Origin of the sequence: Streptomyces sp. NPDC096105, from assembly GCF_044763335.1 — a bacterium.
GTDB lineage: Bacteria > Actinomycetota > Actinomycetes > Streptomycetales > Streptomycetaceae > Streptomyces.
In genome coordinates this window covers 1-26095 of sequence record NZ_JBIWGC010000011.1, presented here as the reverse complement: position 1 = coordinate 26095, position 26095 = coordinate 1, and the positions used below count along the sequence as shown (strand labels likewise).

Annotated in this window: 23 protein-coding genes, 7 pseudogenes and 2 riboswitches; of the genes and pseudogenes, 17 read left to right on the top strand and 13 right to left on the bottom strand. The window is 72.5% G+C overall.

Annotated features, from left to right (window positions below; translation table 11 throughout):
- The first annotated feature begins 64 nt into the window (after positions 1-64).
- Positions 65-1207: a DMT family transporter gene (locus ACIQ8B_RS19000; RefSeq protein ID WP_403548128.1), complete on the top strand. Its 1143-nt coding sequence runs from the start codon at positions 65-67 to the stop codon at positions 1205-1207.
- Positions 1208-1236: 29 nt separating this feature from the next.
- Here ACIQ8B_RS19000 and ACIQ8B_RS18995 read toward each other — a convergent pair whose 3' ends face one another.
- Positions 1237-2499 (bottom strand): transglycosylase family protein, encoded by a 1263-nt coding sequence (locus ACIQ8B_RS18995; RefSeq protein ID WP_403548126.1) that lies wholly within the window; start codon positions 2497-2499, stop codon positions 1237-1239.
- Positions 2500-2928: 429 nt separating this feature from the next.
- Here ACIQ8B_RS18995 and gndA point away from each other — a divergent pair, with 429 nt between their 5' ends.
- Complete coding sequence (gndA, locus tag ACIQ8B_RS18990; protein ID WP_403548124.1) at positions 2929-4368, top strand: NADP-dependent phosphogluconate dehydrogenase; 1440 nt, start codon at positions 2929-2931, stop codon at positions 4366-4368.
- A 658-nt stretch (positions 4369-5026) separates the two neighbouring features.
- Here gndA and panD read toward each other — a convergent pair.
- The 5 genes and pseudogenes from panD to ACIQ8B_RS18965 all read right to left on the bottom strand — a co-directional run bounded on the left by panD (position 5027) and on the right by ACIQ8B_RS18965 (position 8264).
- Positions 5027-5449: an aspartate 1-decarboxylase gene (panD, locus tag ACIQ8B_RS18985; RefSeq protein WP_365421233.1), complete on the bottom strand. Its 423-nt coding sequence runs from the start codon at positions 5447-5449 to the stop codon at positions 5027-5029.
- Positions 5450-5829: 380 nt separating this feature from the next.
- Positions 5830-6347: pseudogene (locus ACIQ8B_RS18980) on the bottom strand (copper chaperone PCu(A)C).
- Positions 6344-6685 (bottom strand): annotated as a pseudogene (locus tag ACIQ8B_RS18975) (heavy metal translocating P-type ATPase); the annotation flags it as partial. The pseudogenes ACIQ8B_RS18980 and ACIQ8B_RS18975, both read right to left, overlap by 4 nt.
- An 18-nt stretch (positions 6686-6703) precedes the next feature.
- Positions 6704-7315 (bottom strand): annotated as a pseudogene (locus ACIQ8B_RS18970) (metal ABC transporter ATP-binding protein); the annotation flags it as partial.
- Positions 7316-7622: 307 nt separating this feature from the next.
- A complete protein-coding gene (locus ACIQ8B_RS18965) occupies positions 7623-8264 on the bottom strand; it encodes a superoxide dismutase (protein WP_290002899.1) in 642 nt (213 codons plus the stop codon).
- A 646-nt stretch (positions 8265-8910) separates the two neighbouring features.
- Between ACIQ8B_RS18965 and ACIQ8B_RS18960 the strand changes: the two are divergent.
- From ACIQ8B_RS18960 to ACIQ8B_RS18950, 3 genes and pseudogenes are all read left to right on the top strand, one after another.
- Positions 8911-9297, top strand: a pseudogene (locus tag ACIQ8B_RS18960) (tRNA (adenosine(37)-N6)-threonylcarbamoyltransferase complex transferase subunit TsaD); the annotation flags it as partial.
- Entirely contained in the window at positions 9297-9869 is a 573-nt protein-coding gene (locus ACIQ8B_RS18955; protein ID WP_403548122.1) for a GNAT family N-acetyltransferase, read from the top strand. The pseudogene ACIQ8B_RS18960 and the gene ACIQ8B_RS18955, both read left to right, overlap by 1 nt.
- Before the next feature lie 249 nt (positions 9870-10118).
- A pseudogene (locus ACIQ8B_RS18950) lies at positions 10119-10406 on the top strand (5-methyltetrahydropteroyltriglutamate--homocysteine S-methyltransferase); the annotation flags it as partial.
- Between the two features lie 108 nt (positions 10407-10514).
- Here ACIQ8B_RS18950 and ACIQ8B_RS18945 read toward each other — a convergent pair.
- Complete coding sequence (locus ACIQ8B_RS18945; protein WP_403548120.1) at positions 10515-11495, bottom strand: ferric reductase-like transmembrane domain-containing protein; 981 nt, start codon at positions 11493-11495, stop codon at positions 10515-10517.
- A 254-nt stretch (positions 11496-11749) separates the two neighbouring features.
- A riboswitch (cobalamin riboswitch) is annotated at positions 11750-11916 on the top strand.
- Between the two features lie 208 nt (positions 11917-12124).
- On the opposite strand from ACIQ8B_RS18945, the gene ACIQ8B_RS18940 reads away from it, so the two are divergent.
- From ACIQ8B_RS18940 to ACIQ8B_RS18915, 6 genes and pseudogenes are all read left to right on the top strand, one after another.
- The gene (locus ACIQ8B_RS18940) at positions 12125-13033 is read left to right on the top strand and encodes a hypothetical protein (RefSeq protein WP_403548118.1); all 909 of its coding nucleotides are present in this window, start codon (positions 12125-12127) and stop codon (positions 13031-13033) included.
- Positions 13030-14052 carry a cysteine synthase family protein gene (locus tag ACIQ8B_RS18935; protein ID WP_290002888.1) on the top strand — a complete coding sequence of 341 codons (1023 nt, stop codon included), beginning with the start codon at positions 13030-13032 and terminating at the stop codon, positions 14050-14052. The genes ACIQ8B_RS18940 and ACIQ8B_RS18935 overlap by 4 nt, the downstream gene beginning before the upstream one ends.
- Positions 14049-15290 carry an ATP-grasp domain-containing protein gene (locus ACIQ8B_RS18930; RefSeq protein WP_403548116.1) on the top strand — a complete coding sequence of 414 codons (1242 nt, stop codon included), beginning with the start codon at positions 14049-14051 and terminating at the stop codon, positions 15288-15290. The genes ACIQ8B_RS18935 and ACIQ8B_RS18930 overlap by 4 nt, the downstream gene beginning before the upstream one ends.
- Positions 15283-16551, top strand: coding sequence for an MFS transporter (locus ACIQ8B_RS18925; protein ID WP_403548114.1), 1269 nt, complete (start codon positions 15283-15285; stop codon positions 16549-16551). Before ACIQ8B_RS18930 ends, ACIQ8B_RS18925 begins: the two co-directional genes overlap by 8 nt.
- Positions 16520-17269, top strand: a complete 750-nt coding sequence (locus ACIQ8B_RS18920; RefSeq protein WP_403548112.1) for a class I SAM-dependent methyltransferase — start codon at positions 16520-16522, stop codon at positions 17267-17269. The genes ACIQ8B_RS18925 and ACIQ8B_RS18920 overlap by 32 nt, the downstream gene beginning before the upstream one ends.
- Positions 17270-17356: 87 nt before the next feature.
- Positions 17357-17478: riboswitch (cobalamin riboswitch) on the top strand.
- A 230-nt stretch (positions 17479-17708) separates the two neighbouring features.
- Positions 17709-18158, top strand: a pseudogene (locus tag ACIQ8B_RS18915) (ABC transporter substrate-binding protein); the annotation flags it as partial.
- A gap of 71 nt (positions 18159-18229) precedes the next feature.
- Here ACIQ8B_RS18915 and ACIQ8B_RS18910 read toward each other — a convergent pair.
- The 3 genes from ACIQ8B_RS18910 to ACIQ8B_RS18900 are packed head-to-tail and all read right to left on the bottom strand — an operon-like array spanning position 18230 to position 20261.
- A complete protein-coding gene (locus ACIQ8B_RS18910; RefSeq protein ID WP_403548110.1) occupies positions 18230-18964 on the bottom strand; it encodes a DJ-1/PfpI family protein in 735 nt (244 codons plus the stop codon).
- On the bottom strand, positions 18961-19605 hold the full coding sequence (locus ACIQ8B_RS18905; RefSeq protein ID WP_403548108.1) for a DJ-1/PfpI family protein: 645 nt from the start codon (positions 19603-19605) through the stop codon (positions 18961-18963). Before ACIQ8B_RS18905 ends, ACIQ8B_RS18910 begins: the two co-directional genes overlap by 4 nt.
- A 2-nt stretch (positions 19606-19607) precedes the next feature.
- Positions 19608-20261, bottom strand: a complete 654-nt coding sequence (locus tag ACIQ8B_RS18900; protein ID WP_403548106.1) for an HD domain-containing protein — start codon at positions 20259-20261, stop codon at positions 19608-19610.
- Positions 20262-20314: 53 nt separating this feature from the next.
- Here ACIQ8B_RS18900 and ACIQ8B_RS18895 point away from each other — a divergent pair, with 53 nt between their 5' ends.
- Complete coding sequence (locus ACIQ8B_RS18895) at positions 20315-21331, top strand: GlxA family transcriptional regulator (RefSeq protein ID WP_403548105.1); 1017 nt, start codon at positions 20315-20317, stop codon at positions 21329-21331.
- Between the two features lie 382 nt (positions 21332-21713).
- On the opposite strand, the gene rpsN is transcribed toward ACIQ8B_RS18895, so the two are convergent.
- Both rpsN and rpmB read right to left on the bottom strand, forming a co-directional pair.
- A complete protein-coding gene (rpsN, locus tag ACIQ8B_RS18890) occupies positions 21714-22019 on the bottom strand; it encodes a 30S ribosomal protein S14 (RefSeq protein WP_403548103.1) in 306 nt (101 codons plus the stop codon).
- Positions 22019-22255 (bottom strand): 50S ribosomal protein L28, encoded by a 237-nt coding sequence (rpmB, locus tag ACIQ8B_RS18885; protein WP_030833456.1) that lies wholly within the window; start codon positions 22253-22255, stop codon positions 22019-22021. The genes rpsN and rpmB overlap by 1 nt, the downstream gene beginning before the upstream one ends.
- A 70-nt stretch (positions 22256-22325) precedes the next feature.
- Here rpmB and rpmG point away from each other — a divergent pair, with 70 nt between their 5' ends.
- The 5 genes from rpmG to ACIQ8B_RS18860 all read left to right on the top strand — a co-directional run bounded on the left by rpmG (position 22326) and on the right by ACIQ8B_RS18860 (position 25568).
- Entirely contained in the window at positions 22326-22490 is a 165-nt protein-coding gene (rpmG, locus tag ACIQ8B_RS18880; protein ID WP_106411210.1) for a 50S ribosomal protein L33, read from the top strand.
- Between the two features lie 43 nt (positions 22491-22533).
- Positions 22534-22788 (top strand): type B 50S ribosomal protein L31, encoded by a 255-nt coding sequence (locus tag ACIQ8B_RS18875; RefSeq protein WP_106411211.1) that lies wholly within the window; start codon positions 22534-22536, stop codon positions 22786-22788.
- The gene (locus ACIQ8B_RS18870; protein WP_403548100.1) at positions 22788-23942 is read left to right on the top strand and encodes a CobW family GTP-binding protein; all 1155 of its coding nucleotides are present in this window, start codon (positions 22788-22790) and stop codon (positions 23940-23942) included. Before ACIQ8B_RS18875 ends, ACIQ8B_RS18870 begins: the two co-directional genes overlap by 1 nt.
- Before the next feature lie 35 nt (positions 23943-23977).
- A complete protein-coding gene (gene rpsR / locus ACIQ8B_RS18865) occupies positions 23978-24214 on the top strand; it encodes a 30S ribosomal protein S18 (protein ID WP_403548099.1) in 237 nt (78 codons plus the stop codon).
- Between the two features lie 793 nt (positions 24215-25007).
- A complete protein-coding gene (locus tag ACIQ8B_RS18860; RefSeq protein WP_403548097.1) occupies positions 25008-25568 on the top strand; it encodes a GNAT family N-acetyltransferase in 561 nt (186 codons plus the stop codon).
- Between the two features lie 59 nt (positions 25569-25627).
- Here the strand turns inward: ACIQ8B_RS18860 and ACIQ8B_RS18855 are convergent.
- Positions 25628-26095, bottom strand: a pseudogene (locus tag ACIQ8B_RS18855) (methyltransferase); the annotation flags it as partial.

Below are 26095 nucleotides of genomic sequence, written 5' to 3'. Positions count from 1 at the left end.
TCATGAAAGCCGACCGTTCGCCGCGCCGGGCCCGCCGCCCCCGCCTCACGCAGAGGAGCAGCCGATGAGCGCCCTCGCGTTGTCCGTGCTCCTCTCGTTCGTGTCCGCCGTGGCGTACGCCGGGGGCGCGATCGTGCAGGAGCAGGTGGCGCTGTCCTCCTCCGGCGCGCAGCAGTACGCCCCGCTGCGCCGGCCGGGCTGGTGGGCGGCTGTCGCGCTGAACGGTCTGGGCGCGATCCTGCACGTGGTGGCGCTGGCCTACGGGCCGCTGAGCCTGGTCCAGCCGCTGGGCGCCCTGACGATCGTGTTCGCGCTGCCGATGGCCGCGCTGTTCGTGGGCCGCAAGGCAGGGGCGACCGCGTGGCGGGGCGCCCTGATGGCGACGGTGGGTCTCGCGGGTCTGCTGGCGCTGGTCGGCGCGTCGGGCACGCAGTCGCTGGACGGCCCGCAGCGGGTCGCGGCGGCCGTGGGGACGGCGGCGGCGGTCGTGACGCTGATGGTGGCGGCACGGGCGGCGCACCGGCACCCGGCGGTGCGCAGCATCCTGCTGGCGACGGCGTCCGGTGTCGCGTTCGGCATGTCCTCCGTCTTCACCAAGACGGTCGCGGTGGACTGGACGGGCGGGGTGTCGGCGGCGGACCTGCCGTCCCTCGCGGTGATCGGCGTCCTCGCGACGACAGGCATGCTGCTGTCCCAGGCCTCCTACCGGGGCGCGGGCCTCGCGGCCCCGCTGGCGACGCTCACCGTGGTGAACCCGGTGGTGGCCGCGGCGGTCGGCATCACGATGTTCGGCGAGACCTTCCGTTACGGCACGACGGGGACGGCGCTGGCGCTGAGCTGTGGTGTGGTCGCGGCGGGTGGCCTGATCCTGCTGACGACCGAGAGGCTGGCGCGGGAGCAGAAGGCCGCCGCCGAGGCGGAGGCGTCTGTTCCTGTCCCTCTGGATGCGGGGTCCGGCACCGTGCCGGTGGCCGCCGGACGGGAGACGGAGGACCCCGCCGAGCTGCTGCTGGCCGAGCTGACGGTGCCGGAGGACGTCACGCTGCCCGAGCACGCCACGTTGCCGGCCACCGTCCCCGCGGCGGCCGCCGGACCGGACGCGGCGGACCCGGCGGCGGTGCCGGTCATGCCGTACGCGCCGTTCCACGGCGGCCCGTACGTGGCGCTGCCGGCGGCCGACCGGCAGCTCGCCCGCGTCAGATCGTGAAGTGAAGGACCTCGGGCCATGACGCCCCGTCAGATCTTGACGCCCCCCGCGCGCAGGTAGGCGAGCGGGTCGATGTCCGATCCGAATCCGGGCCCCGTCCGCACTTCGAAGTGCAGATGCGGGCCCGAACTGTTGCCCGTGGAGCCGGAGCGCCCGATGCGCTGGCCGGCGCCGACGGACTGGCCGTTCTTCACGGAGATCGCCGACAGATGGGCGTACTGGCTGTACCGGCCGTCGTTGTGGCGCACCACGACCTGGTAGCCGTACGACCCCTCCCAGCCCGCGGCGACCACGGTGCCGGCGCCGACCGACTTCACGGGCGTGCCGGTGGGGACGGGGAAGTCGACGCCGGTGTGGTAGCCCTTCGACCACGACGACCCCGCCTTGTGGTACGGCGTGCCGAGGGCGGCGCTCACCGGTGCGACCCGTTGCGCGCCGGAGGAGCCGGAGCGCTCGGCCCGCTGCTGGGTCCGCTTCTCGGTCTTCTCGGCCTTCTCGGCCTTCTTCTCCGTCTTCCTCTGCTCGGTCCTGGGGACGGATGCTCTCTTGTCCGCGGGCTCGGTCGACCGGGAGGGCGGCTTGGCGGGGGCCCCGGCCGTGCCGCCGCTTCCTCCGGTGAGGGTGAGTCGCTGGCCCGGCAGGATCAGGTCGGGGTCGGCGCCGATGGTCGTTTCGTTGGCCTCGTAGAGCCCCCGCCAGCCGCCGCGGACGCGCTCCTGCTCGGCGATCCCGGAGAGGGTGTCGCCGCGCACCACGGTGTACATCTCGGCGCGGCCCGCCCGGGCCTGAGGCGTGGTGTGCGGCCGTACGTCCTCGACGGTGGTCCGGCCGTCGCCCCTGCCGCCCTTGGTTCCGGTCCCGCTCTTGGTTCCGGTGGGGCGGTCGGTGGCCGGGCGGATGTCCGGGGCGGCGCCGTCGCGGGTCAGTCCGGCGCGTACCGAGCAGGTCGGCCAGGCGCCGGGGCCCTGTCCGTCGAGGACCTTCTCGGCGATGGCGATCTGCTGGTCCTTGGTGGCCAGATCCGCTCGGGGCGCGTACCGGGTGCCGCCGAACGCCTCCCAGGTGGACTGGCTGAACTGCAGTCCCCCGTAGTAGCCGTTGCCGGTGTTGATGTCCCAGTTGCCGGTGGACTCGCAGGCGGCGACCTTCTCCCAGGTGTCCACGTCGGCGGCCTGCGCCGCACCGGTGCCCATGAGCGGGAGGGCCATGCCCGCGCCGCCGGCGGTGACGGTGAGCGATGCTCGGTTGATCCTGTTCGGCTGATACCGGCGGTGCCGGCCGCGCACGGCCATGGAATCCCCCTCGACAATGCGTCAGGAGGGGCAAAAGTAAGCGCTGCGAACAGGCCGTGACAAGGCGGCTATCGGCCGCACGGATGCGCCATGTGGCCGGGACGTTACGCCCGTTGCGCCCCTGTCTGCCGCCGGGGAGGAGCGTGCGCGGGCGCCTGCCACCGGGCGCGGGAGCACGCGGAGGTGTGCGCCGGACCGCCGCACCGGAGGTGCGGGCGGCCGCACCGGGGGTGCGGCCGGCAGGTGACGGACCGGGGCGCTGAGTACGGAGGGCGCCTTCGCGCGTATGGGCCTGCGCGGGTTCCGAGGGCTCGCGTATGCGCACGCAAGTGCGACACGTCAGGATGGTCGATGTCAGGACCGGCGGGCGCCCACCGGCAGCACCGGCGTCCGGCGGCACCGATACCGAGGTCACCAGGAGTCACCTTTATGAGCAGTTCAGCGCAGATCGGCGTCACCGGGCTCGCGGTCATGGGCCGCAACCTCGCACGCAACTTCGCCCGCAACGGCTACACGGTCGCGGTGCACAACCGGACCGCCGCCCGGACGCACGCGCTGGTGGAGGAGTTCGGACACGAGGGGAGCTTCGTGGCGGCCGAGACGGCCAAGGAGTTCGTGGCGGCGCTGGAGCGGCCGCGGCGCCTGGTCGTGATGGTGAAGGCGGGGGAGCCGACGGACGCGGTGATCGAGGAGTTCGCCCCGCTGCTGGAACCCGGTGACATGATCATCGACGGCGGCAACGCCCATTTCGCGGACACCCGCCGCCGGGAGCGGGCGCTGCGCGAGCAGGGCATCCACTTCGTCGGCATGGGCGTCTCGGGCGGTGAGGAGGGCGCGCTGCACGGCCCGAGCATCATGCCGGGCGGTCCGAAGGAGTCGTACGACTCGCTGGGCCCGATGCTGGAGAAGATCTCCGCGAAGGCGAAGGACGGCTCGCCCTGCGTCACGCACGTCGGTCCGGACGGCGCCGGCCACTTCGTGAAGATGGTGCACAACGGCATCGAATACGCCGACATGCAGCTCATCGGTGAGGCGTACCAGCTGCTGCGCGACGTCGCCGGGTACTCCCCCGCGCGGATCGCGGAGATCTTCCGCACCTGGAACACGGGCCGGCTGGACTCGTACCTGATCGAGATCACCGCCGAGGTGCTGTCGCACGTGGACGCGGCGACGGGCGAGCCGTTCGTGGACGTGGTGGTGGACCAGGCGGAGCAGAAGGGCACCGGCCGCTGGACCGTGCAGATCGCCCTGGACCTGGGCGTGCCGGTGTCGGGCATCGCGGAGGCGGTGTTCGCCCGCTCCCTGTCGGGTCACTCGGCGCTGCGGGAGGCCTCGCGGGGGCTGGCGGGCCCGAAGCCGACGCCGATGGGCGAGGAGGAGGCGTCGGCATTCGCCGACCGGGTGGAGCAGGCGCTGTACGCGTCGAAGATCGTGTCGTACACCCAGGGCTTCCACGAGGTCGCCGCGGGCAGCCAGGAGTACGGCTGGGACATCGACCTCGGCGCGGTGTCGGCGATCTGGCGCGGCGGGTGCATCATCCGCGCGGCGTTCCTGGACCGGATCCGGGCCGCGTACGACGCGCGGGCGGACCTGCCGAGCCTGCTGGCGGACGAGACGTTCGCGCGGGAGATCGCGGAGGCGCAGGAGGACTGGCGCGAGGTGCTGGTCGCGGCGACCCGGCAGGGTGTCCCGACCCCCGGTTTCGCGGCGGCGCTCGCCTACTACGACGCGCTGCGGGCGGAGCGGCTGCCGGCCGCGCTGACTCAGGGCCAGCGGGACTACTTCGGCGCGCACACGTACCGGCGCACCGACCGGGGCGGGTCGTTCCACACGCTGTGGGGCGGGGACCGGTCGGAGGTGCCGGCGTAACGTCCGCGCTCCCCGCGCCCTCAGGGGCGCGGGGAACTGCGCGACCAGCCCCCGCCTGCCGGGGCCTCTCTGATGCTGTTGGTCTCAGGTCAGCGGCGGCCCGGGCTCCGGATGGGGCACGGGCTCCGGTCCCGGAGGGATCGGCGAGGGCGACGGCTCGGGCGGGCCCGGGTGCGGCGGGGGCGGTTGCGGGTTCGGCCCCGGGGGCTGCGGGCCGGGGCCCGGAGGCTGCGGCGGGGGCGCCGGGTCGGGTCCGGGCGGGCCCGGGTCGGGGGTGGGCTGTGCGGGGTCCGGGCCCGGAACGGGGCCGGGTGTGGGGCCCGGCGGGACGGGGTCCGGGTACGGGTTCGTCATGACGCGTGTCCTCCGGCCGGTCGGTCGACGTGGGCTCTGGACTTACTTGCCCGCCTACCCGGCGGACCCCCGCGCAGTCACCCACGCGCGTGACGGGGCGACGGCCGGGCGGCGCACCGGTCGGGGTGTGCACCGGGCCGGGTGTGCGGCACGCCGTGCATGCCCGGTGTCAGCCCTCTCAGAACCGTCCGGGACGCGCGGCGAGCCGCTGCCCGGTCGCGCGAAGCGGCTCCGGGCCGGCCGCGGGGGCCTCCTGGGGGTGGCCGCGCGGCCCAACCCGGACGACGTGCGGGTCCGGCGCCGTTCAGGCCGTGGCGACGGCCTGGGGGCTGCGCTCCTGGTCCGACCCGGGCACCGGCTCGGACGGGTCGGCGCCGAGGGCGACGATACGGTTGTCGGCGTCCACGTGGACGACCCGCGGTTCGAGCGCCCGCGCCTCGGCGTCGGTCACCTGGGCGTAACTGATGATGATCACGAGGTCGCCCGGGTGCACGAGGTGGGCGGCGGCTCCGTTGATGCCGACCACACCGGACCCGCGCTCCCCCTCGATGACGTACGTCTCGAGCCGGGCGCCGTTGGTGACGTCGACGATGTGCACGAGCTCACCGGGCAGCAGATCGGCGGCGTCGAGCAGATCCGCGTCGATCGTCACGGATCCCACGTAGTGCAGGTCGGCCTGGGTGACGGTGGCGCGGTGGATCTTGGACTTGAACAGAGTACGCAGCACTTTGGACTCCTGGAAGACGGCTCCCTGCCTGCTTTGTGCAGGTCAAGGGCGGTCTTCACTGTACACCGGCACTCGTCGCACTCGAAGATTCCGGAGAACACCGACCCCACTCGGGCAAGAAGGCTCCTTGCCTGCGCTTCCGTTCGGTCCGGACCGTCGCACCATGGACGACCAAGCACCGACCCGAACACCCGTCCCGGAATGCGTGCGGACTCGTGCTGACCAGATGCTGACTCACCTGACGATGCGCCAGGCCCGCGACGCCCTGGTCCGCGCGGCCGTCACCGAAGCCGGGTACGAGGTGGCCGAGACGGTCACCGCCTGACAGCGCGTGGCGGAGCGCCGTACGCCCCACGGTGCTCCGCCGCGCGGCGCCGTCATCAGGACCCGGGCCGGACGACCACCGCCAGGACCTCCGTTCGCCCGCTGTGCTCGAAGTGAAGAGTGAAGGGCACCAGGTCGCCCTCCGCCCGGCGTGCCGCGGCCGGGACGGTCACATCGCTGCTGTGCGAGACATGTCGAGGACATGTCGAGGGTGCCCCCGGCGGGGATGGACAGTGACTCCGTGGGCCAGCGGTATGCGGCTCCGCCGGCGGTCATCCGGTGGCTGCTGAGGGAGATGCCCTCGGTGACGTCGGACGAAGTCACCCCTACCGGCCGGTCCTGGGCGCCACCAGTGTTAACGATCCTGAAGAATGCTGCTGTCTCCGGCACTCCCGCGACGGGAGGAAGAGCCGCGCGCCGGTGACACCGACGCGTGCGGGGTACCGGCGTTGCCCGTGGCGGTCCGGACCGCGAGACCACCCAGGGCCGGCACACAGGCGCAGACCGGTGCCGGAGCGGCCAGGGCGGTGTCCGCGAGTCGTCGCCGGGTGGGCGTCCAGGCGGAGGGTGTCATCGAAGGCTCCTCCCACGGGCGGGCGACGCGGATGGACGGCTGCGGGCCGGTGACGGTCGCCAGGCACGCAACCGCAGGCTGTTGCCGGCCACGAGGAGTGAGCTGACGGACATCGCGGCGGCGGCCAGCATCGGGTCGAGCAGGCCGACCATGGCCAAGGGGACGGTCACGACGTTGCAGCCGAGGGCCCACAGCAGGTTGACGCGGATCGTGGCCAGCGTGCTGCGGGAGAGGCGGACGGCGTCCGCGAGGGCGTCGCTGTCTCCGCGGACCAGGGTGACGTCGGCGGCTCCGATCGCCACGTCGGTGCCGGTGCCCATGGCGATGCCGAGGCCGGCCCGCCTCCCGCAGGCGTCTGCGGCCATCTCCAGCACCCGGTCGCAGCGCTCGGCCAGAGCCCGGTCGTGGGTGACGGCCACGACGGTCACCGGCAGGGAGAGCAGTACGTCGGCCGCCTCCTCCTGCCCGGAGAAGTCGAGGGCGGCGGTCGGCTCGTCGGCGAGCAGGACGCCCGCACCGGCCGCCACACAGCCGACTGCCCGCGCCAGGTACATGCGCTGAAGCTGACCGCCGGACAATGTGTGCAACGGCCGGTCGGCGAGACGCCCGACCCCGAGCTTGCCGGCCGCCTCCGCCGCCTCGGCACGCGTACCACCGCCGGCCAGCAACTCGCGTGCCAGCAGGGGAAAACGGCCGGTCGCCGGTTTCTGCGGGACCCACGCGCACGCCCGTCGCCGCCACGCCCGCTCCGTGGCGCTCCCGGTGTCCCGGCCACCCACCAGGATCCGGCCCGCGACGTGCCGGTGCAGCCCCAGAACGGCCCGCAGCAACGTGGTCTTGCCCGACCCGTTGGTACCGGTCAGAGCCACTCGCTGCCCGCGCACGATGTCGAGATCGACGTCGCGCACGGCCTCGGCCCGGCCGTGTCGGCACACGACGCCCGACATCCGGACATCCAGCCCTTCCATGCCATCCCCCTGCCTCCTCACAGCAGTCGGACGGAAGAGGCGGCCGGTTCCCGGACGGGGCGAAGGAGTTGCGACGGCAGCGGACCTGGTCTCCCGGACGGACCACCGCGCGTTCGGCCCGCGACGGCTGGGCACGGGAATCACGGCGCCATGGGTGCCGGCCGGTTCGAGCGCGTCCGGACGTGTACCCCGGAAACGCCGGAAAGGCCTCCGGCCGGGTCGTCCCGGCCGGAGGCCTTTCCTTGTGCCGCCTGCAGGTGAAGGCTGAGAAGACGATCGCGAGCAGGACGTCATACGGCCCCCGCGGTCAGGGGTTCAGCAGCAGCACGTTGGTGCGGGCCTTGGCAGCCTCGTAGCGCTTCGCCACGTCCTGCCAGTTGACGACGGCCCACATGGCGTCGATGAAGTCGACCTTCTGGTTCTTGTACTGGAGGTAGAAGGCGTGCTCCCAGGCGTCGAAGACCAGGATCGGGGTGGAGCCCTGGCCGACGTTGCCCTGGTGGTCATAGACCTGCTCGACGATCAGCCGACCGCTCAGCGGCTCGTACGCCAGGACGCCCCAGCCCGAACCCTGCGTGGTCGCGGCGGCCTTGGTGAGCTGTGCCTTGAATCCGGCGAAGGAGCCGAAGGACTCGGCGATCGCGTCGGCGAGGTCACCGACACCGTCGGCGGCCAGGGGCTCGCCGCCGCCGTCACCGGTCATGTTGTGCCAGTAGATGGAGTGCAGGATGTGGCCGGAGAGGTGGAAGGCCAGGTTCTTCTCCAGGCCGTTGACCGAAGCCCACTGCTCCTTGTCCCGCGCCTCGGCGAGCTGCTCCAGCGTGTCGTTGGCGCCCTTGACGTACGCGGCGTGGTGCTTGTCGTGGTGCAGCTCGATGATCTGCGGATTGATGACCGGCTCGAGCTCCGAGTAGTCGTAGGGAAGCTCCGGGAGCGTGTACACCGCCATGTCCAACATCCTCCGACGTTATTGCCACTGATGTGCAGTTGCACGCTAGCAGCAATAGTGGCAATCATTGATCAGGCGACGTCCCCAGGACCGGTGTCGCCGGGACCCCGACCGGCGCACGATGAACGACGGTGCGGCCGGTCCCGCGTGCGGCGCCCGGCCCTACCCCTCTCTGCCGCGAACTCCCTGGCGACGACGACCTGTTCGCCGCGTTCGGCACGGATGGCGGACGAGCCCCAGCCGACGCCTCCATCACCTGGACGCAGGACGCGGGCCCGCTCCTCCGTTCCGTCGGCCACGGCGCGAACGGCGGCGGACTCGTCGCAGCCGAGGGCCTTGAGCGGGACGGACCGTGCGGCATCCGGCGGGCCACCCCGGCCGTCGGCGCCGGCCCGGACGACTTTCGCCGCGGTGGCCCATGACAGCCGGGCGGAGGTCACTGCTGCGCACCTCGGGACCAGGGGCAGCGCCGGAGGAGTCCAGGCCGCACCCTCCGGGGGCGGCCATGTGCGCGGAGCCGGTTCGGCGCACATCATCGAAGGCCTTATTGCACAATGCTTGCAACAACTTATCGATGGCAGAAAGGTCGGCCATGAGGTCTGCGACGGCACCGGGCACCGAGGCGTCCTACGACAAGACGGGAGCGGACCTGGTCCGGGACCCGACCACACGCTTCGAGGACACGCTGGACGACGCGGTCGCGGAGTGCTTCGACAAGGCGGCACGGGTCTTCGGGCTGCCGTATCCGGACGGTCCGGCCACCGAGGCGGTCACCGCTCGCGCCGAGCACGGCGTGGGCACCCTGGTCGTGGTCGGCGGTGTCGCCGCGAACTCGCGGGTGCGGCCGCCGGCCGAGGAGCACTGTCTGGCGGCGGGCGTCGGACTGCGGGTGCCGCCGCTGCGGCTGTGCATCGGCAACGGCGCGATGACCGCCCCCGTCGGCGGCCTTCTCGTACGGGCGGGCGCCGCGCCGCCACCGCTGGAGTACGCCGCACTGCGTCCCGTCGTCATGGGGAAGACGGTGGCCGCCTGATGACCACCGACATCCGTGTGCACCGGGACGCCGGGATGCTCACGCACACCGAGTCACTGCGTTCGGTGTACGTCGGCGCCTTCTGCGCCCCGCCCTGGCACGAGGACGAGACGCAGGCAAACGAGTTCGTCTCCCGGCTGCCGGCGAACGTACGGCGTGCCGGGTTCACCGCCGCGACCGCCGTGCGCGACGGGGAGGTCGTCGGCTTCGCCACCGCGTGGACCACTCCGGCCCCCTTCCCCACCGACCGCTGTTATCCCCAGGCGGCCGCCGGCCTCGGCAACGACCGCACCGCCGCCTGGTTGTGCGGGGCCCGGGAGATCGACGAGCTCGCCGTCCGGCCCACCGCCCGCGGCACCGGCCTCGCCACCCGCCTCCTCGAAGCGGTGACCGCAGACGCGCCCGAGGGGCGGGCATGGCTGCTCACCTCGGTCCGGAACGGGCGGGCCATGGCCTTCTACCGCCGCCACGGCTGGACGCAGGCCACCCACCCCTCCCCCGACGGCAAGGGCATCGTCGTCTTCCTCGGCCCGCGCCACCCCGCCCGTTCCCTCGCCCCGCTCCCCCTGTGAGCCTTCGGAGCCCCGCCTTGCGCACCGCTGAAATCCGCCGCCATTTCCTCGACATCGTCACCGAGCGCGCCACAACGTGGTCCCCAGCACCCCACTGCCGACGCCTGCCCCGACCCTGCCGTTCGTCAAGCACTGGCCCAAGGCGGCGGGGTCCTGGCGCCGTTCGGGGTACGTGACATGGGTCACCGCCCGGATCACGGACGTCCGCGTTCCTGACGGGCCGACTGCCCGTAGGCTGCCCGCAGCAGCTGGTTCGCCTTCGCCAGGCAGAAGACCTCCGAGGTCGTCGCCCTCGCCAGGGGTCTCGCCCGGGGCACCGACGCCATCGCCGCCGACCTGGCGGCGAACCGTGCCGACCTCGTCTCTCGTGCCGACTCCCCCGTCACCCGCGATCCGGCCGTCCGCGCCCGCGCCTCCGCGGTCACCGGGGCCGACGCGCGCCGTTCCCAGTCCTACGCGGAGCGTGCCGCCGCCCAGCGCGCCCACCTCGGGCTGCCGCCGGCCACGACCATCGGCTCGTTCCCGCAGACCGGCGAAAGTGGCGGGACCGCGCCGGATGCACACCGGCTTCCTCGTTCCGCCGTCGCCCTGTCGCCGGCCGTCATCCCATCCCGGGACGCCGTCCGGCCCGCCCGGTACCGGCCGTCAGTCCGTCTCCTGGGCGTGGGGGGCCGTCGCGGGCGGGTGGACCGGACGGTCCCGTCCGCCGTCACGGCCGGACACCGCCACGACGACGAGCCCGACGACGACGGCCGCGACGGCGACCCGTCCCGCCGCCCGTACCCACCAGCCCGGCCGGGCCGCGCCCCCGCCGGGTGGACCCAGCCGTTCGGCCCGCCGGGCCGGCCGCAGCAGACGGAGCAACAACAGCACCGCGACCGGCAGCTGCAGCAGCCACAGAACGGTGCGCGGCCACTCCCCGTACCAGACGTTGGTCCCGTACAGCAGCGTGTGCCACACGCTCAGCACGTACACGACGATCACGAACCGGTGCAGCCGGCGCCAGGTGCTCGCCCCGATGCGGTGCCGGACGTAGAACAGCAGCCCCAGCGGGATCGCCAGGTACAGGGCTCCCTGACCGATCGGGATGGCGATGCGGCCGGTCCCGGAGTCGTACCAGCCCGGCACGAAGGTGTCCGCGAAGGCCACCCACAACCGCTCCGCCCAGTCCACCTCCGTCTCGTAGCGCACGAGTTCGGCGGCGAACATCAGCGCGTGCGCGAACATCAGCGCCGTGGTCGTCAGGCTCGTGGTGCGGTGCCAGCGCTCCAGCACCTGCCGGGAGACCGGCAGGCGGGCGGGGCGCGGCCCCGACAGCAGCAGACCGAGCATGACCGTGCCCCACGCCCACAGCAGGGCGGACCAGCCGAACGCCTGACTGAGCAGGTACATCCAGTAGGTGCCGGGATCGTCCATGAACGGCATGACCGCGACCGTGTCCGAAGCACCCGAGTCCATGCGCGCCCACAGCAGGGCGAACACCAGCGCCGTGACCCCCACCGCCGCGCCGGCGTCGGGCAGGGCGGCCCGCAGGTCGCCGCGCAACGCGACGCGGTCCCCGGGAGGCCGTCGCCGTCCGGGCGGCGACGCCGCCCCGTCCTCGTCCGGCCTCACGTCTGACGTCATCAGGGGCCTCCCCGGCACGGGCCACCGCAGCAGCGGTGCGCATGTGGCGTGAGGTGACAAGTCTGGCCGATGAGGGAGTGATCCCCGGAGACGTTATCCGGCCAGAGCCACCACGAGAACTGCACGGGACACACCTGGTTTCCGCCTCCCCTCCACATTCAGGACAACCGCCGAAGCCCCACTGTCGCAGGAATACGAGCGCCTCTACGCTGATACACGCAGTCGGTTCGCGCCTCCCGTCCGCCCGGACGCCCGGTGGCGCGACGCAAGAGGGAACCCGGTGCGAATCCGGGGCTGTCCCGCAGCGGTGAGTGGGAACGAAAGCCGTCGATGTCACTGGGCCCGCGTCAGGGCCGGGGAAGAGACGGCCGGTAGGTGTCCGCCCTTTCGGCGGACGTGCCCGCGAGTCCGAAGACCTGCCACTGCGCCCGCGTCCCGCGGGCTGTGCGCGTGACCTCGTGGACTGGGTCGGCGGTATGGGCGGTCGTACGTCGTGCGTGTGGCCGAGCCTCCTTCCCTGTCGGTGTGCAAGGCCCGGTACGGAGGAGGATGATGTGCGGGACCCAGCCTGTTCGCGTCGGCCGTACCGACCCTGGGCCGGCGTGTCGTCCGACGGACCGGGGCCGACGATGCCCGGACCCGTCGCGGGCGTCCTCCAGGAACCGGACGTGTCCGGCGGCACGGTGTCCGGTGTCTGCCACGGCACTCTGGGCGAGCTGTACCAGGGCCCGTTGCGAGCGGGCACCGATCCTGAGATCGCGGTGGTGTCCTTTCCCGTCGACCGTCACTCCTGGGTGTACTTCACACCGAGGACGACGGCCGGCTCGCCGCGTCCGCCGGCGCTGGGTGAGAAGTCGGCAAAAGCGGTGCGGCTCTTCCTGGACCACTACGGCCTCGCCCTGCCCCCGGGCGACTGGCGCACCCACTCCGAACTGCCGGTGGGCGTGGGGATGGCCAGTTCCACGGCGGACATCGTGGCGACGCTGCGCTGCCTGTTCCGCGTCTTCTCCCTGCCGTACGACACGGACGTGGTCCTCGGCGTCCTGGCGGGCATCGAGCGCGCCGACAGCGTCTTCCTCGACGAGTTCGCCTTGTACCTCAGCGGCCGGCACCGGGTGGTGCGGCGGCTGGGCCCGGGCATCGGCTTCCACACCGCCTACGTCACGGAACCCGGCACGGTGGACACCGCCGCCGTCACTCCCCTGCTGCTGGACCACTACCGGCGCCGCGGTGAGGAGTACCAGCGGTGTCTGACCGATCTGCTGAAGGGCTTCGACTCGGGTGACCCGGCCGCCGTCGCCCGTGCCGCGACGACCAGTGCCGCGTTGTCCCAGGAGGTGCTGCCCAAGGCGACCTTCGGCAGTCTGCAGGCCCATCGTGAGCGGTTCGGCGCCGACGGCGTCTTCGTCGCCCACACCGGCTGCCTGGCCGGCTTCCTCTTCGCCTCACGCCCACGGGCCGAGGTCAAGTCCGAACTCTCCGCGTTCTTCCGCTCGCTCGGCCACCAGTGCACCTTCGCCCAAGGAGGCTACGGGTGATCCACCCCCACATCGCCGACGCTCTGAAAGTCCCGGACCTCGTCCGGCTCACCGACGGCCTGGTCCTGCTGCGGTTCGAGTCGATGAAGATCTACTCGGCCCTGGCCGCCGTCCGCCATCTGCTGGAGCGGGGCACGGTCCGTCCGGGCCAGACCCTGATCGACAGTTCCAGCGGCATCTACGCCTACGCCCTCGCACTGGCCTGCCACCGGTACGGCATGCGGTGCCACATCGTCGCGTCCACCACCGTCGACGCCACCACCCTCGCCCAACTGGAGATCCTCGGCGCCACGGTGGAGCAGGTCAGACCGTCGCGGAACCTGAAGCTCGACCAGGAACTGAGGGTGCGGCGGGTGCGCGAGATTCTCGCCGAGGAGCCCGGACACCACTGGATGCGCCAGTACCACGACGACGTCCACTACCTCGGCTACCAAGAGGTCGCCGACCGGATCGCGGCGGAGTTCCCGGCCGTACCGCTGACCGTCGTCGGCGGGGTGGGTTCCGGAGCCTCGACCGGTGGCATCGTGGAGCGCCTGCGCGTCACGGACCCCTCGGTGCGTCTGGTCGGCGTCCAGCCCTTCGGCAGCGTCACCTTCGGCAGCCAGGACCACCACGATCCCGAGGCGATCATCGCCGGCATCGGCTCGTCGATCGTCTTCGACAACGTCCGCCACCACCTCTACGACACCGTGCACTGGCTGGATTTCACCCACGCCATGTCCGGCGCGGTCGCCCTGCTGCGCGAACACGCGGTGTTCGCCGGGCTGTCCACCGGTGCCGGCTATCTGACGGCGACGTACGAGGCCCGCCGTCACCCCGACGGACTGCACCTGGTGATAGGGGCCGACACCGGACACCGCTACGTGGAGCGCGTGTTCGCCCGGCACGCCGAGGCCCTGGATCCGGCCGCGCTGAAACCCCTCGAGGTCCGCACTCCGGAGGAGATGACCATGCCCTGGTCGAGGATGACGTGGCAGCGCACTCCCTGCCCGGCCCACTGGAAGGAGCGGGCGGCATGACCGTGGCCTGCCTGGAGTCGCTGACCTTCGGCCTCGGCCATCTGGTCCGCGCCGCCGACCGGCTCGGCGAGCGCCTGCTGCTCCTCACCCGGGACCCCGCCTACTACGCCTACGAACTGGACCGGTTGCCCGCCGACGCCCTCGACGTCGTCGTGACCGATACCTTCGACGTGGAACGAACCGCCGATCTGCTCCGGCGCACCCCGGGACTGCGCGGCCTGATCAGTTCCACCGACACCTGGACCCTGGCCGGCGCCGCCCTCACCGAACGCCTCGGCCTGCCCGGTCTCGATCCAGCCGTCCTGCGACTGACCCGGGACAAGGCCGCCGTACGCAACAGACTGCACGACGCGGGCCTCACCCGCGCAAGGGCCGTCGAAAGCGCCGAGCCGGACCGCGAGGCACGCGGGCTGCTGCTCAAGGAGGCGGGACTGCCGCTCGTGCTCAAGGACACGGCGGGCACCGGGAGCCAGAACGTGTGGCTGGTCCGTGACGAGGGCGAACTCGACGCGGCGCTGGCGGAGGCGTCCGGTCGGGATCTGAAGGGGCGGTTGTTCGCCGAGCCCTATTTCAACGGCCCGGTGTACAGCGCAGAGACGCTCACCTGGGACGGCCGCACCCGGCTGCTGGGCGTCTCCAGCCGGCTTATGTCACCGGAGCCGCACTTCCGGGAGGAGATCACCGCCTTCCCCGTCGCCTTCCCGGGCCCGCAGCGGACATCGCTGGAGCGTTGGCTCGATCAGGTGCTCGCCGCCATCGGCTACACCGACCGGTTCGCACATGTGGAGTTCGTGCTGACCGCCGACGGCCCGGAGGTGGTGGAGGTCAATCCCCGGATCGGAGGCGCGCTGGTCGGGGAGGGCATGTGCCGGGCGCTCGGCGTCAACGTGTACGAGGCGATGATCGAGGCCGCGCTCGGCCACCGCCCCCGGCTCATGGACGCGGCCCTTCCCGGCGGTCCGGCCGTCGCCTTCGTTCTCGGCTACCCCGCCGCACCCGGCGTGTTCACCGGCGTGGCCGGGCTCGACCGGCTCACCGGCATGCCGGGAACGCCCGCCTGGTACCCGGTCAAGCAGACCGGCGACCTCATCGAGCACCTGGGCGACAGCCGTGGATACGCGGGCATCGTGTACGCCGAGGCGGAGACCGCCGAACTCGCCACCCACCGCGCGGTGGCCGCCGCCAACGCCCTGAGCGTCCTCACCGACCCGGCCGGCCGGGAGGCGCCCTGTGGGTGAGCGCACCACCCGGGGACCGGGGCTGCGGGCCTCGCTGTTCCCGCTCACCGGCCCGCTGCGGTTCCTCCTGCTCAGCTCGTTCCTCATTCCGCTCGGCAGCTTCATGGTCCTGCCGTTCATGTCGGTGTTCCTGCACGAACGGCTCGGGATGGGGCTCGGCACGGTCGGTGTCGTCCTGGCCGTGGCGTCGCTCGTGCAGTTCTCCGGCGGCATCGTCGGCGGGGCCCTCGCGGACCGGATCGGGCTGCGCCGCACGATGCTGTGGGCACTCGTCGTACGCACCGCCGGTTTCGCCGGGCTCCTGCTGACCCTGCGCTGGCCACCCCTCGCGATCTGGGCGCTGGTCCTGACGTGCTGCGGTGCCGCGCTCTACCTGCCCGCGAACAAGGCGTACCTGGTGCACGGCGTCGACGACGAGCGCCGCCCGGCGTTCCTGTCGGCGGGCAACGCGGCACTCAACGCGGGCATGGCCGTAGGCCCGTTGATTGCCGGGCCGTTCGTCCTGTCCTCGCCCGGCTGGCTGTTCGCGGCCGTCACGGCGCTGTTCCTCGCGGTCACGGCGGGACACGCGCGGCTGCCCGGGACCGACGGCTCGCACCCCCTCGAATCGGAGGACACGGCCCGCCCAGGTCTCCTGGCCGGCGTGGCACTCCTGCCCTTCGCCGCCAACGCGCTCGCCTTCTACCTCTACTTCCACTTCCAGCACTTCCTGGCGGTGTACGCCGTCGAGCGCGCCTCCAGCGCGTTCTACAGCGTGGTGCTGCTGCTCTGCTTCACGCTGGTCATCGTCGTACAGCCACTCGCCTCCGGCCTGATCAGGCGCATGCCGTACGCCCTCGCCCTCGCGGTCGGCTTCACGGGCCTGGCGGCGGGCCTGGCCGTGCTGGCGGCCGGTACCCGGACGGCACTGCTGGCGGGCGGGGCGCTGATCACCCTGGGCGACATCGTGCTGTTCCTCAAGAACGACCTGGAGGCACTGCGCCGCAGTCCTCGCTCCGACGCCGTGGTCTTCGGCCAGCAGCGGCTGGCCGCGGGCCTGGGCGCCTGCGCGAGCGGCGTGCTGGGCGGGCAGTTGTACGGCCTCGGCGAACGGGCCGGAAACACCGGCTGGTTCTGGCTGCTGGCAGCCGCCCAGTGTCTGCTGCTTCCCCTTCTTCTGCTCACGCTGCGTCGTCGCACGGCGCGGCGCCCTGTCCCCGACAGCGACCATGAAGGAGCACTGACGCGCGATGACACGGACGGGCGGATTCCAGGACGATGACTTCTGGACCGAGTTCCATGACTTCCTCTTCCCCGAGCAGCGCTACGAGCAGGCCGAGGAACTGCTCGGCACCTCCCCTCTGCTGGCCTTTCCGCAGGGGTCGCGTGTGCTGGACCTGTGCTGCGGGCCGGGGGTGTTCACCGTGCCGCTCGCCCGCCGCGGTCACCGTGTGACCGGAGTGGACCTGAGCCCGGCCATGCTGGACCGGGCACGCAAGCGGTCGGCCGACGCCAGTGCCGAGGTGACGTACGTGCGGGCCGACGCCCGCGAGTACGAGGCACCGGGCGGCTTCGACGTCGTCCTCAACATGTTCACCTCCTTCGGGTACTTCGAGGATCCCGCGGACAACGCACGCGTGCTGCGCACCATGTACACCTGCCTGGCTCCCGGCGGCACGCTCGTCCTGGACCTCGCCGGGAAGGAGCTGCTGGCCCGCAGGGTCACCCCGCCCAAGGTGGTGCGACGGGGCGACGACGTGATGGTGCAGACCGACACCGTGCTGGACGAGTGGGCGCGACTGCGCAGCGAGTGGGTGCTGGTCCGGGGTGAGCGGGTGACACGGGCCACCTTGACGTGGTTCGTGTACAGCGCGGTGGAGTTGCGGCGGATGGCCGAGGAGGCGGGGTTCGGCCGCGTGGAGGTCTTCGGCGGGTTCGACGGGCGCCCCTACGACGAGAGTGCCGAGCGGCTCGTCCTCCGGGCGGTCCGCGAAGCGTGAGGAAGGCGGGGCGTGCGGCCGGGTCCGCACGCTCTTCTGCCGTCGGCCCGGGGGTGTGGGATCACCTGGTCATCGCCGCGACGGGAGACAGGAAGCCGGTGCGAATCCGGCACGGTCCCGCCACTGTGACCGGGGAGCGCCCCTCCGGCATGCCCCTGCGCACCGCGCGGGAAGGCGGAGGGAACGTCGGTCCGGGAGTCAGGACACTGGTCCGTCGCGGGCCCGATCCGAGGAGCGCGGACTCCAGGAGGCTTCACGTGTCCCCTTTGTTCACCCCTGCCCGCACGCGCGGGTTCCTTCGTGCCACGGCCGCTGCCACGGCCCTTTCGTCCATGTTGCCGGCCGTCGGCTGCGGTTCGTCCGACGAGGGCGGCGGGGACGCGAAGGCCACCGCGGCCGTGCCCACGGGCTTCCCGGTCATCATCGACAACTGCGGCGTCAAGCCGACCAGCTGGTCGCGGACCTCGAAGGCCGCGTCGGCAAGGCCACCGGCAGGGCCGAGGGCGCGCCCGAGGTGCCCGTCTTCGTCTACGACAGCGGCGACAAGAGCGCCTTCACCGCGGGCGGCAAGAGCCTGGGCACCGAACTGATCCGGCTGGCCGGCGGCGAGAACGTCTTCGCCGACCTCGACGACGTCTTCGGCGACGTCTCCTGGGAGCAGGTCGTCGAGCGCAAGCCGGAGGTCATCGCCGTCTACGACTACGCCGGCGCCGGCAGCGTCGAGCAGAAGAAGAAGTTCCTGCTCCCCCAGCCCGCGCTCGCCGACGTACCCGCCATCAGGAACAAGCGGTTCGTCGTCCTCCCCCTGACCGCCGCCCTGGTCGGCATCCGCTCGGCCTGCGCGGTCGAGGACCTGGCCCGCGGGCTGCGCCCCGAGAGCTTCCGGTGACCCCGGCCGCCACCGGCAGCGGACGTCGCCCAGGGTGACGGACAGGCCGGAACGGTGCCGCCGAAACCCCCTCACCGTCGGCTCCGCTCCGTCCACACCGTGCCGCGTGCCTCGTACTCGAGCATCTCCTCCAGACCGACCGCGGCGTCCGCGCCGAGTTCCCGGCGCACCAGCCACAGGGCGAGGTCCAGCCCGGAGGTGACCCCGCCGGCGGTGACCAGGTCGCCGTCGTCGACCACGCGGGCGTTCTTCAGCACGCCGCCCTGCCGCTCCAGGTCGGCCCGCGCCCGGTGATGCGTGGTGCACGGGCGCCCCGCGGTCAGCCCGGCGGCGGCGAGCAGCATCACGCCGGTGCACAGCGCGCTGACGGTCAGGCCCGGGCGGGTCGCGGCGGCCAGGGCCCGTGGCAGTGAGCCTCGCCGGATCTCGGCCCACACGCCGGGATCCTCGCGGCGTGCGTAGCCGCCGCCGGGAACCACCAGGACGTCCGCCTGCTCAGGGGCCCACCCGTGGTCGACACGTAGTCGGGTGCCGTAGGACGCCTTGACGGTACGCGGACCGTCGAGCGTCACGTAGCGGGTCTCCACTTCCCGGTCGGTGAAGTAGCCGGAGGCGGAGAACACCTCGTACGGGGCGGAGAAGTCGAGTTCCTCCACGCCGTCGAACATGACCACGTGGACGCGCAGGGGCCGGTCACGTCCGGGGGCCTCGGACTCGGCGGCGTCGGCCCGGGGCACGGCGCCCCCGGCCATCAGTGTCGCGGTCCCGAGAGCGGTGGTGGCGTGCAGGAGGGTCCGGCGGTTCATGTCGGTCGGTACTCCGTTTCTCGGTCGGCCGGGGACAGGGGGACGGGTTCGTCCGCCAGGCAGGGAGGAGCCGAGTCGTACTGGAGGGCACGGCGCACGGCGCGGGCGTGCTCGCGTCCGTGCAGGTGGCCGACGAGCCACAGGGTGCTGTCGATGCCGGCGGAGACGCCCTGGCTGGTGAGGAGATTGCCGTCGACGACATAGCGGGCGTCGCGTACGACGGTGACGTCACCGCGCTCCTCGAGCGCGTCCTCGTACTGCCAGTGGGTGGCGACCCGGCGGGACCGGGCCGGGCCGGCGGCGTGCAGCAGGAAGGTCCCGGTGCAGACGCCGAGCACCCAGGCGGCGCGCGCGGCGGTGTCGGTGAGCCAGCCGGTGATCCGCTCGTTGCGGGTCTCGGCCTCCCGGGCGCCGTGACCGCCCGGTACGAGGACGACGTCCAGCGGCGGGTGGTCATCGAGTCCGTGGTCCGGCAGCACCCGCATGCCCTGGGAGCACCGGACGGGCGCGGAACGCTCGGCGACGAGCAGGACGTCGTCCGCGCCGTCCCGCAGTCCGGAGGAGGTGGTGAACACCTCCCACGGGCCGGTGAAGTCGAGTTCCTGCGCCGAGTCGAACAGCAGGATTCCGTACGTGGTCACGGTCAGTTGCCCCAGCGTGCGGCGTCGGCCATGGTCTCCATGCGGGTCCTGTGCGGTGGCACGGACCTCTCTCGCAGGAGTTCGGACGCGAGGGTGAAGGGCGGGGCTTTCTCCGGGCGGTTGCGGGCCTGAGCGGTGATCTCGTCGACGAGGGTGGTGGCCATGGACAGCCGCGGGTAGCCGGCGTGGATCGCGGCGCCGGTGGCGTCGTCCACGCAATCGGTGTCCAGGCCGAAGTCCATGCCGGTGCCCTGGTGCACCAGGGCGCACAGGGTGCCGCGGCGCTCGGCGATGCCCGGTGTCGTGTGCAGGGCGATGGCCTCCCACACGGCGTCGACGTCGACGGCCGGCAGACCCTGCGCGGTGAGGAACTCCGCGGCCGTGTCGGCGCCGTCCACCTCGAACCGCTGGTGGCGGTCACCGGCCTGCGTCAGGCCGATGTCGTGCAGGACGCAGGCCAGGAACAGCAGTTCCGGATCGTAGTCACGTCCCGCCTCCGCACCTTCGTGGTCGGCGCGGAGGCGGGCGAACAGAGCGCTGCGGACGCTGTGGTTGGCGGTCGCGGTGGACTCCGTCTCGCGTACCAGGGCCAGCGCGCGGCGGGCGACGGGCGAGTCGGGCAGCGGCGGTACGCCGGTGGTCGTCACATCGGTCATGGCACAAACGATCGTTCGCGCCAACTACCGCTGAAAGTGGCAGACTTGCCATTATGCGCGAGGAAGCTGCCACCCCTGCCGCACCGCATCGAGTGGCGGTGCTGGTCATGGACGACGTACTGCCCCTGGACCTGGGCATCCCGGCCCAGGTCTTCATCGCCGTACCCGGGGACCCCTACCGACTGACCCTGTGCGGACGGACCGCGCGGCCGGTCACGACCGCCGCGGGCTTCGCGGTCACGGTGGCCGCCGGGCTGGAGGTCGTACGCGAGGCGGACACCGTCATCGTCCCGGGGTACGCGCCGCACCGGCGGGAGCTCCCGGAGGACGTGCTCGCGGCACTGGCCGAGGCCCACACCCGGGGCCGGCGACTGGTGTCCATCTGCACCGGCGCCTTCGCACTGGCGGCAGCCGGGATCCTGGACGGCCGCAAGGCCACCACCCACTGGAAGTACGCCGACGAGCTGGCCGCGCGGTACCCGACGGTGTCGGTGGATCCTCGTGTGCTCTACGTCGACGAGGGACAGGTACTGACCTCGGCAGGCGTCGCCGCCGGCATCGACCTGTGCCTGCACTTGGTGCGACGCGACCTGGGCGCGTGGACGGCGAACCAGGTGGCGCGCACCCTGGTCTCGGCGCCCCACCGCGACGGCGGGCAGGCGCAGTACATCAAAAGGCCGTTGACCCCCGAGGAACCCGGCGTCACCCTCGCGCCCACCCGGGCCTGGGCGCTGGCCCGTCTGCACGAACCACTGACAGTCCCACGGCTCGCCGCACACGCGCACATGGCGCCGCGGACCTTCGCCCGGCGGTTCGTCACCGAGACCGGCACGACACCCCTGCAGTGGCTGCTCGCCGCCCGGCTCGACCGTGCCCGGGAACTGCTGGAGACCACCGGACTCGCCGTCGACCACATCGCCGACCGATGCGGCCTGGGCAGCCCCTCCAATCTGCGGCTGCACTTCCGGCGCGTCCTGGGCACGACGCCCACCGCGTACCGGGCGGCGTTCGCCGCGACGGCACAGCCGGACCCCGGCCAGGCACGCACCCCGACGGCGGCTACGCCGTAGTCGCCGCCGCTGCCGTGGGACCTGGCGCGCGATGGCGGGAAACGGCCGGTGCCGACAGTGACCTGGGCGTCGCCGATGCCGTCGGCCTCGGCCGCCACCTCGATGAACCGCTCCGGCCTGGGCACCGCCGGCCCCGGTTTCTTCGGCACTCAGGAACAGCACGCCACCCTCACCAGTCTGCCCGAGGGCCTGGCGGCGCAGTTGCCGCTCCCCCACCAGCAGATGGTGTCCGCCGTCGCCGCGCAGCGGCTCCCCCGGGCCGGGGATTCCGGCTCCACCTCCTGCGCCTGCCCTGGCATCCGCAGGCACGCTCCGCGGCCGGTTCCGGCCGTGACTCCGCCGAGGCACGGCCGGAACCGGGGCCGTCGCGCGAGCGGCGCGACTACCAGGAGGACTTGGTGACCCCGGGCAGGAAGCCGGCGTGGGCCTGCTCACGCACGCGGACGCGCGACAGGCCGAACTTCCGGAGGTGACCGCGCGGCCGCCCGTCCACGCTGTCCCGGTTGCGCACTCGGGTAGCGCTCGCGTTGCGGGGCTGGCGCCGCAGTTCTTCCAGTGCGGCCCGGCGCTCGACGTCGGTGGAGGACGGCCGGCGGATGATCTCCTTCAGCTCCGCACGGCGGGCCGCGTACCGCTCGACGACCGCCTTGCGCTTCTCGTTCTGCGCGATCTTGCTCTTCTTGGCCATCAGACCTTCCCCCCTCGGGCGCGGATGCGGGCCACGGCGGCCTCGATGCCGATGCTGTCGACCGTCTTGATCGCCTTCGCGCTGAGCGTCAGCCGGACATACCGCCCCTCGCTGGGCAGCCAGTAGCGCTTGCGCTGGATGTTGGGGTCGAAGCGGCGCGAAGTGCGCCGATGCGAGTGGGAGATGGTGTTGCCGAAGCCCGGCTGGGCGCCGGTCAGTTGGCAGTGGGCGGACAAGGTCGTACCTGCCTTTCGTCGGGGACGGCTAGTTTTTGGTAATGGAAACCATTCCCATATAGTACCGCTCATGGCACGCGACGAGATACGCCCGATCATCAAGCTCCGCTCCACCGCGGGAACCGGCTACACGTACGTGACCCGCAAGAACCGCCGCAACGACCCCGACCGCATGATGCTGCGCAAGTACGACCCGATCGCCCGGCGCCACGTCGACTTCCGCGAGGAACGCTGACCTCCCGCCGATCCGCCACCGGCCCCGAACTCGAGGACGCCCCATGAAGCCCGGAATCCACCCCGCTTACGGCCCCGTCGTCTTCCGCGACCGTGCCGCGAACTACGCTTTCCTCACCCGCTCCACCATGACCAGTGACAAGACGATCGAGTGGGAGGACGGCAACACCTACCCGGTGGTCGACGTCGAGATCTCGAACGTCAGCCACCCCTTCTACACGGGGACCGCCCGGGTCCTGGACACCGCCGGGCGGGTCGAGCGCTTCGAGCGCCGGTACGGCCGACGCGGAGCCAACTGATGCGGGACGGAACCGGACTCCCCGTCGTCATCGTCGCCGGGCTCCACTCCGAGGCACGCCGCCAGGTCGTGGAGCACCTCCTGCGCCTGGTACCCGACAGCGTCGCCCTCCATCACGACCTGTCCGCGGCGGCTGACGGCACCGTCCTGCGTCAGGTGCGCGATGCTTCGGGCGAGCTGTCCCGGGACGAGACCCCGCTGGTCAACGACTGCGCGTGCTGCGCGCTGCGCGAGGACCTGGTCCCCGAGCTGGAACGGCTCGCCGACGCCGGCCTCACCCGGCTCGCCGTCGTCGAGCTGTGGGACTCCGTCGAACCCAGGGGGATGGCCGAGGTCGTCGTCCGGCACGGCGGCGACGCGGTCCGGCTCACCAACGTGATCACCGCGGTCGATCCGGCTCTCGTCCTCCCCTGCCTCGGCAACGGCGACGACCTGGCCGAGGCGGGCCTCGCGGCCGCGGCCGGCGACCAGCGCACGGTCGGCGACACCTGGGCCAGACAACTGGAGTACGCCCCCGTCCTCGCCGTCGTGGAGAGCGAGGACGCCGACGACGAGGACCGGGCGCTCCTCACCCAACTCCATCCCACCGCCCGTCAGGTGAGCGCCGACTCCCGGGAACTCGCCCGGCTGGCCTTCGCGGGCTTCGACGCCGAAGCTGCCGCCGCAGCCCAGCACCCGGCCTGCGCCCTGCTCCCCCAGGAAGCCGACGAGGCAGGCGTCACCACCTTCGTCTGGCGCCGGCACCGCCCGTTCCATCCCGAACGCCTCTACCAGGCGCTGGAGGACCTCTGCTGCGCCGCGGCCCGCAGCCGCGGACGGTTCTGGCTCGCCGACCGCCCCGACACCCTGCTCGCATGGGACGCCGCGGGCGGAGCGCTGTGCGTCGAGAGCGCCGGCCCGTGGCTCGCCTCCCTGCCGGACGCCGCCTGGGAGATGGTCCCGCCAGTGCGCCGAGCGGCCGCCGCACTGGACTGGCACCCCGAGCACGGCGACCGCTGTCAGCACCTCGTCTTCACCTCACCCGGCCTGGACCGCGACGGGCTCGCGCGGGTGCTGGAGTCCTGCCTGCTCACCGACGCCGAGTACACGGCAGGCCCCGAAGCATGGAAGCGGCTGCCGGCCGCCTTCGACTCTCTGCTCGACCCCGTCGCGTGACGGCGCCCCATCCACCACATCGCAGAAGGAGCACCATGAGCCCCCGCCAAGGCCCGCGCAAGCCGGTCAAGTCCCGTCCCAACCCGCTGGACGCGGCCGGGATCACGTACATCGACTACAAGGACACCGATCTGCTGCGGAAGTTCCTCTCCGACCGCGGCAAGATCCGCAGCCGCCGCGTCACCCGCGTCACGGCCCAGCAGCAGCGGCAGATCGCCGCGGCGATCAAGAACGCCCGGGAGATGGCGCTCCTTCCCTACTCGACTCGGTGAGAAGCGACCCCTCAGTCCCGCACAAGCATTTTCCTCCGGCGGCACGGAGGCACACGGAATGCACCCCTGGGCGGAGGGGTGCATTCCGTGGAGCAGTCAGTGGTCGTCCCCGTGGCCCTCGGAGCGGCACGCCGGTGACCGTCGTGCACGTAGCCCATGCGGTCACCGCGGGGAACCCCGGCATGCCCACAGCCCTCGCCGTGCGCATGGTCGTGTCCGGGATGTGGCCGGTGTCGCAAGGATGGCGCCCCTTCCCTCATCTCCATGAGGACAGACCACCGTTCATGGGCGACGGCGGATTCCCTCACCGTTCCCGGTGACGGTTTCCGCTGCCGGGTCAGGGAATGCGGCCAACCGATTCCGGTGTGCACGGTCGGCTTTCGCACCGGCCCTCCGGCACCGACCTGCCGTGGCCGACACATCGATCCAGAAGGGGCAACAACCTCGGTGTCGCCGGGGCTGCTCGGTCTGGTGCGTGCGCGGTGCTGACCGCGCGAGCGGCACGGTACGGCGTCGACGCCGCCGGCCGGGGCGCGCGCCCCGTCGCGGAGGGGCACGGACACCCCCACCCGCACGAGGGAGGCCCTCGGGTGGCGTGGCTGCTCGTGCTGCCCGCCGCCGCCCTGCTCCTCTTCCCGCCACCCGCGCCCGGTTCGTACAGCGCCGCTCGCGACGGGGCCGGACGGCCACGACCGTCGTACGGGTCGCGGAGCCGCCGGACCCGTACGAAGAACGCTGACAGGGTCGGCGGACGGCGCACGCGGAGGTGCGTGCGCCTGGCAGGCTACCGGGTATGACAGCGCCTGAGGTGTCACCCGCTCCCGTGATCGCACAACTCAGCAGGCCCCGTGACGCCACCGCGGCCGTCCGGCGGGACCTCACCGCGTGCTGGACGGCAGTCGTCAACGCAGGAGGGGCCGTCGTCCCCATGGACTGCCCGCTCCCGCCGGTGACCGAGGCGGCGCTCCGGCCGGCGGTCGGGCGAATCACCCGTGGACTGTCCCCCGAGCACAGCAGGCTCCTCCTGGCGACCGTGGACGGCGCGCTCGCGGGCTGGCTGCTGCTTCGCCGCGAGCCGCATCCTCTCGTGGCGCACTGCGGCGTGGTGAACCATGTCCAGACACATGTGCGCTTCCGTGGCATGGGTGTCAGCACCGCGCTGATGCGGCACGCCCAGCGCGTGGGGCGCGACGAGATGGGGCTGGAGCGGCTGCAGCTCGCCGTACGGTCCGGTCTGGGGCTGGAGGAGTTCTACCGCAAGGCGGGCTGGACGGAGGTCGGCAGGTGGCCGGGCGCGCTGCGGGTGGCGCCCGGTGACGACCGGGACGAGATCCTGATGAGTCTGGCTCTGTGAAACGCCCTGGCCTCCCCGTTCTCCGCAACGCTCCCCAGCGGCTTTCTCCGCTGCCGGCCTCAGGTCCTGACGGGAGCGGGGAGTCCGCGCGTGTCGTCCATGACCGCCACCAGGACGGTGCTGTCGCCGAACTGCCAGACCGGCGCGGCGTGGGCGAAGCCGGCCCGGCGCAGCAGTTCGGCGTGGCGGCTCACCGTGACCCGCTCGTCGCCGCCGTTCCCGGCATGGACGGCCTGGCGCCGTCCGCGTTCGTCGAGCAGATCGGCCAGTTCGGGGTCGCGGGCCGCGGCGTCCCACCAGGACCGCCAGTCCTCCGGGGCACGGCCGCCCGTGCGCTCCGCCCTGCGCCGGCCCACATGGGCGGTGAGGCCCGCACACGGTGCCGCGTCCGGCGGGAAGTGGTCTCCGTTGACGAGGACGCCGCCGGGGCGGAGCAGGGACGCGAGGGAGCGGTAGGTGCGCAGCAGCGCCGGCTCGGGCAGGTAGTGCAGCGCGGTCGTCGAGACGGCAGCGTCCAGGGGGCGTTC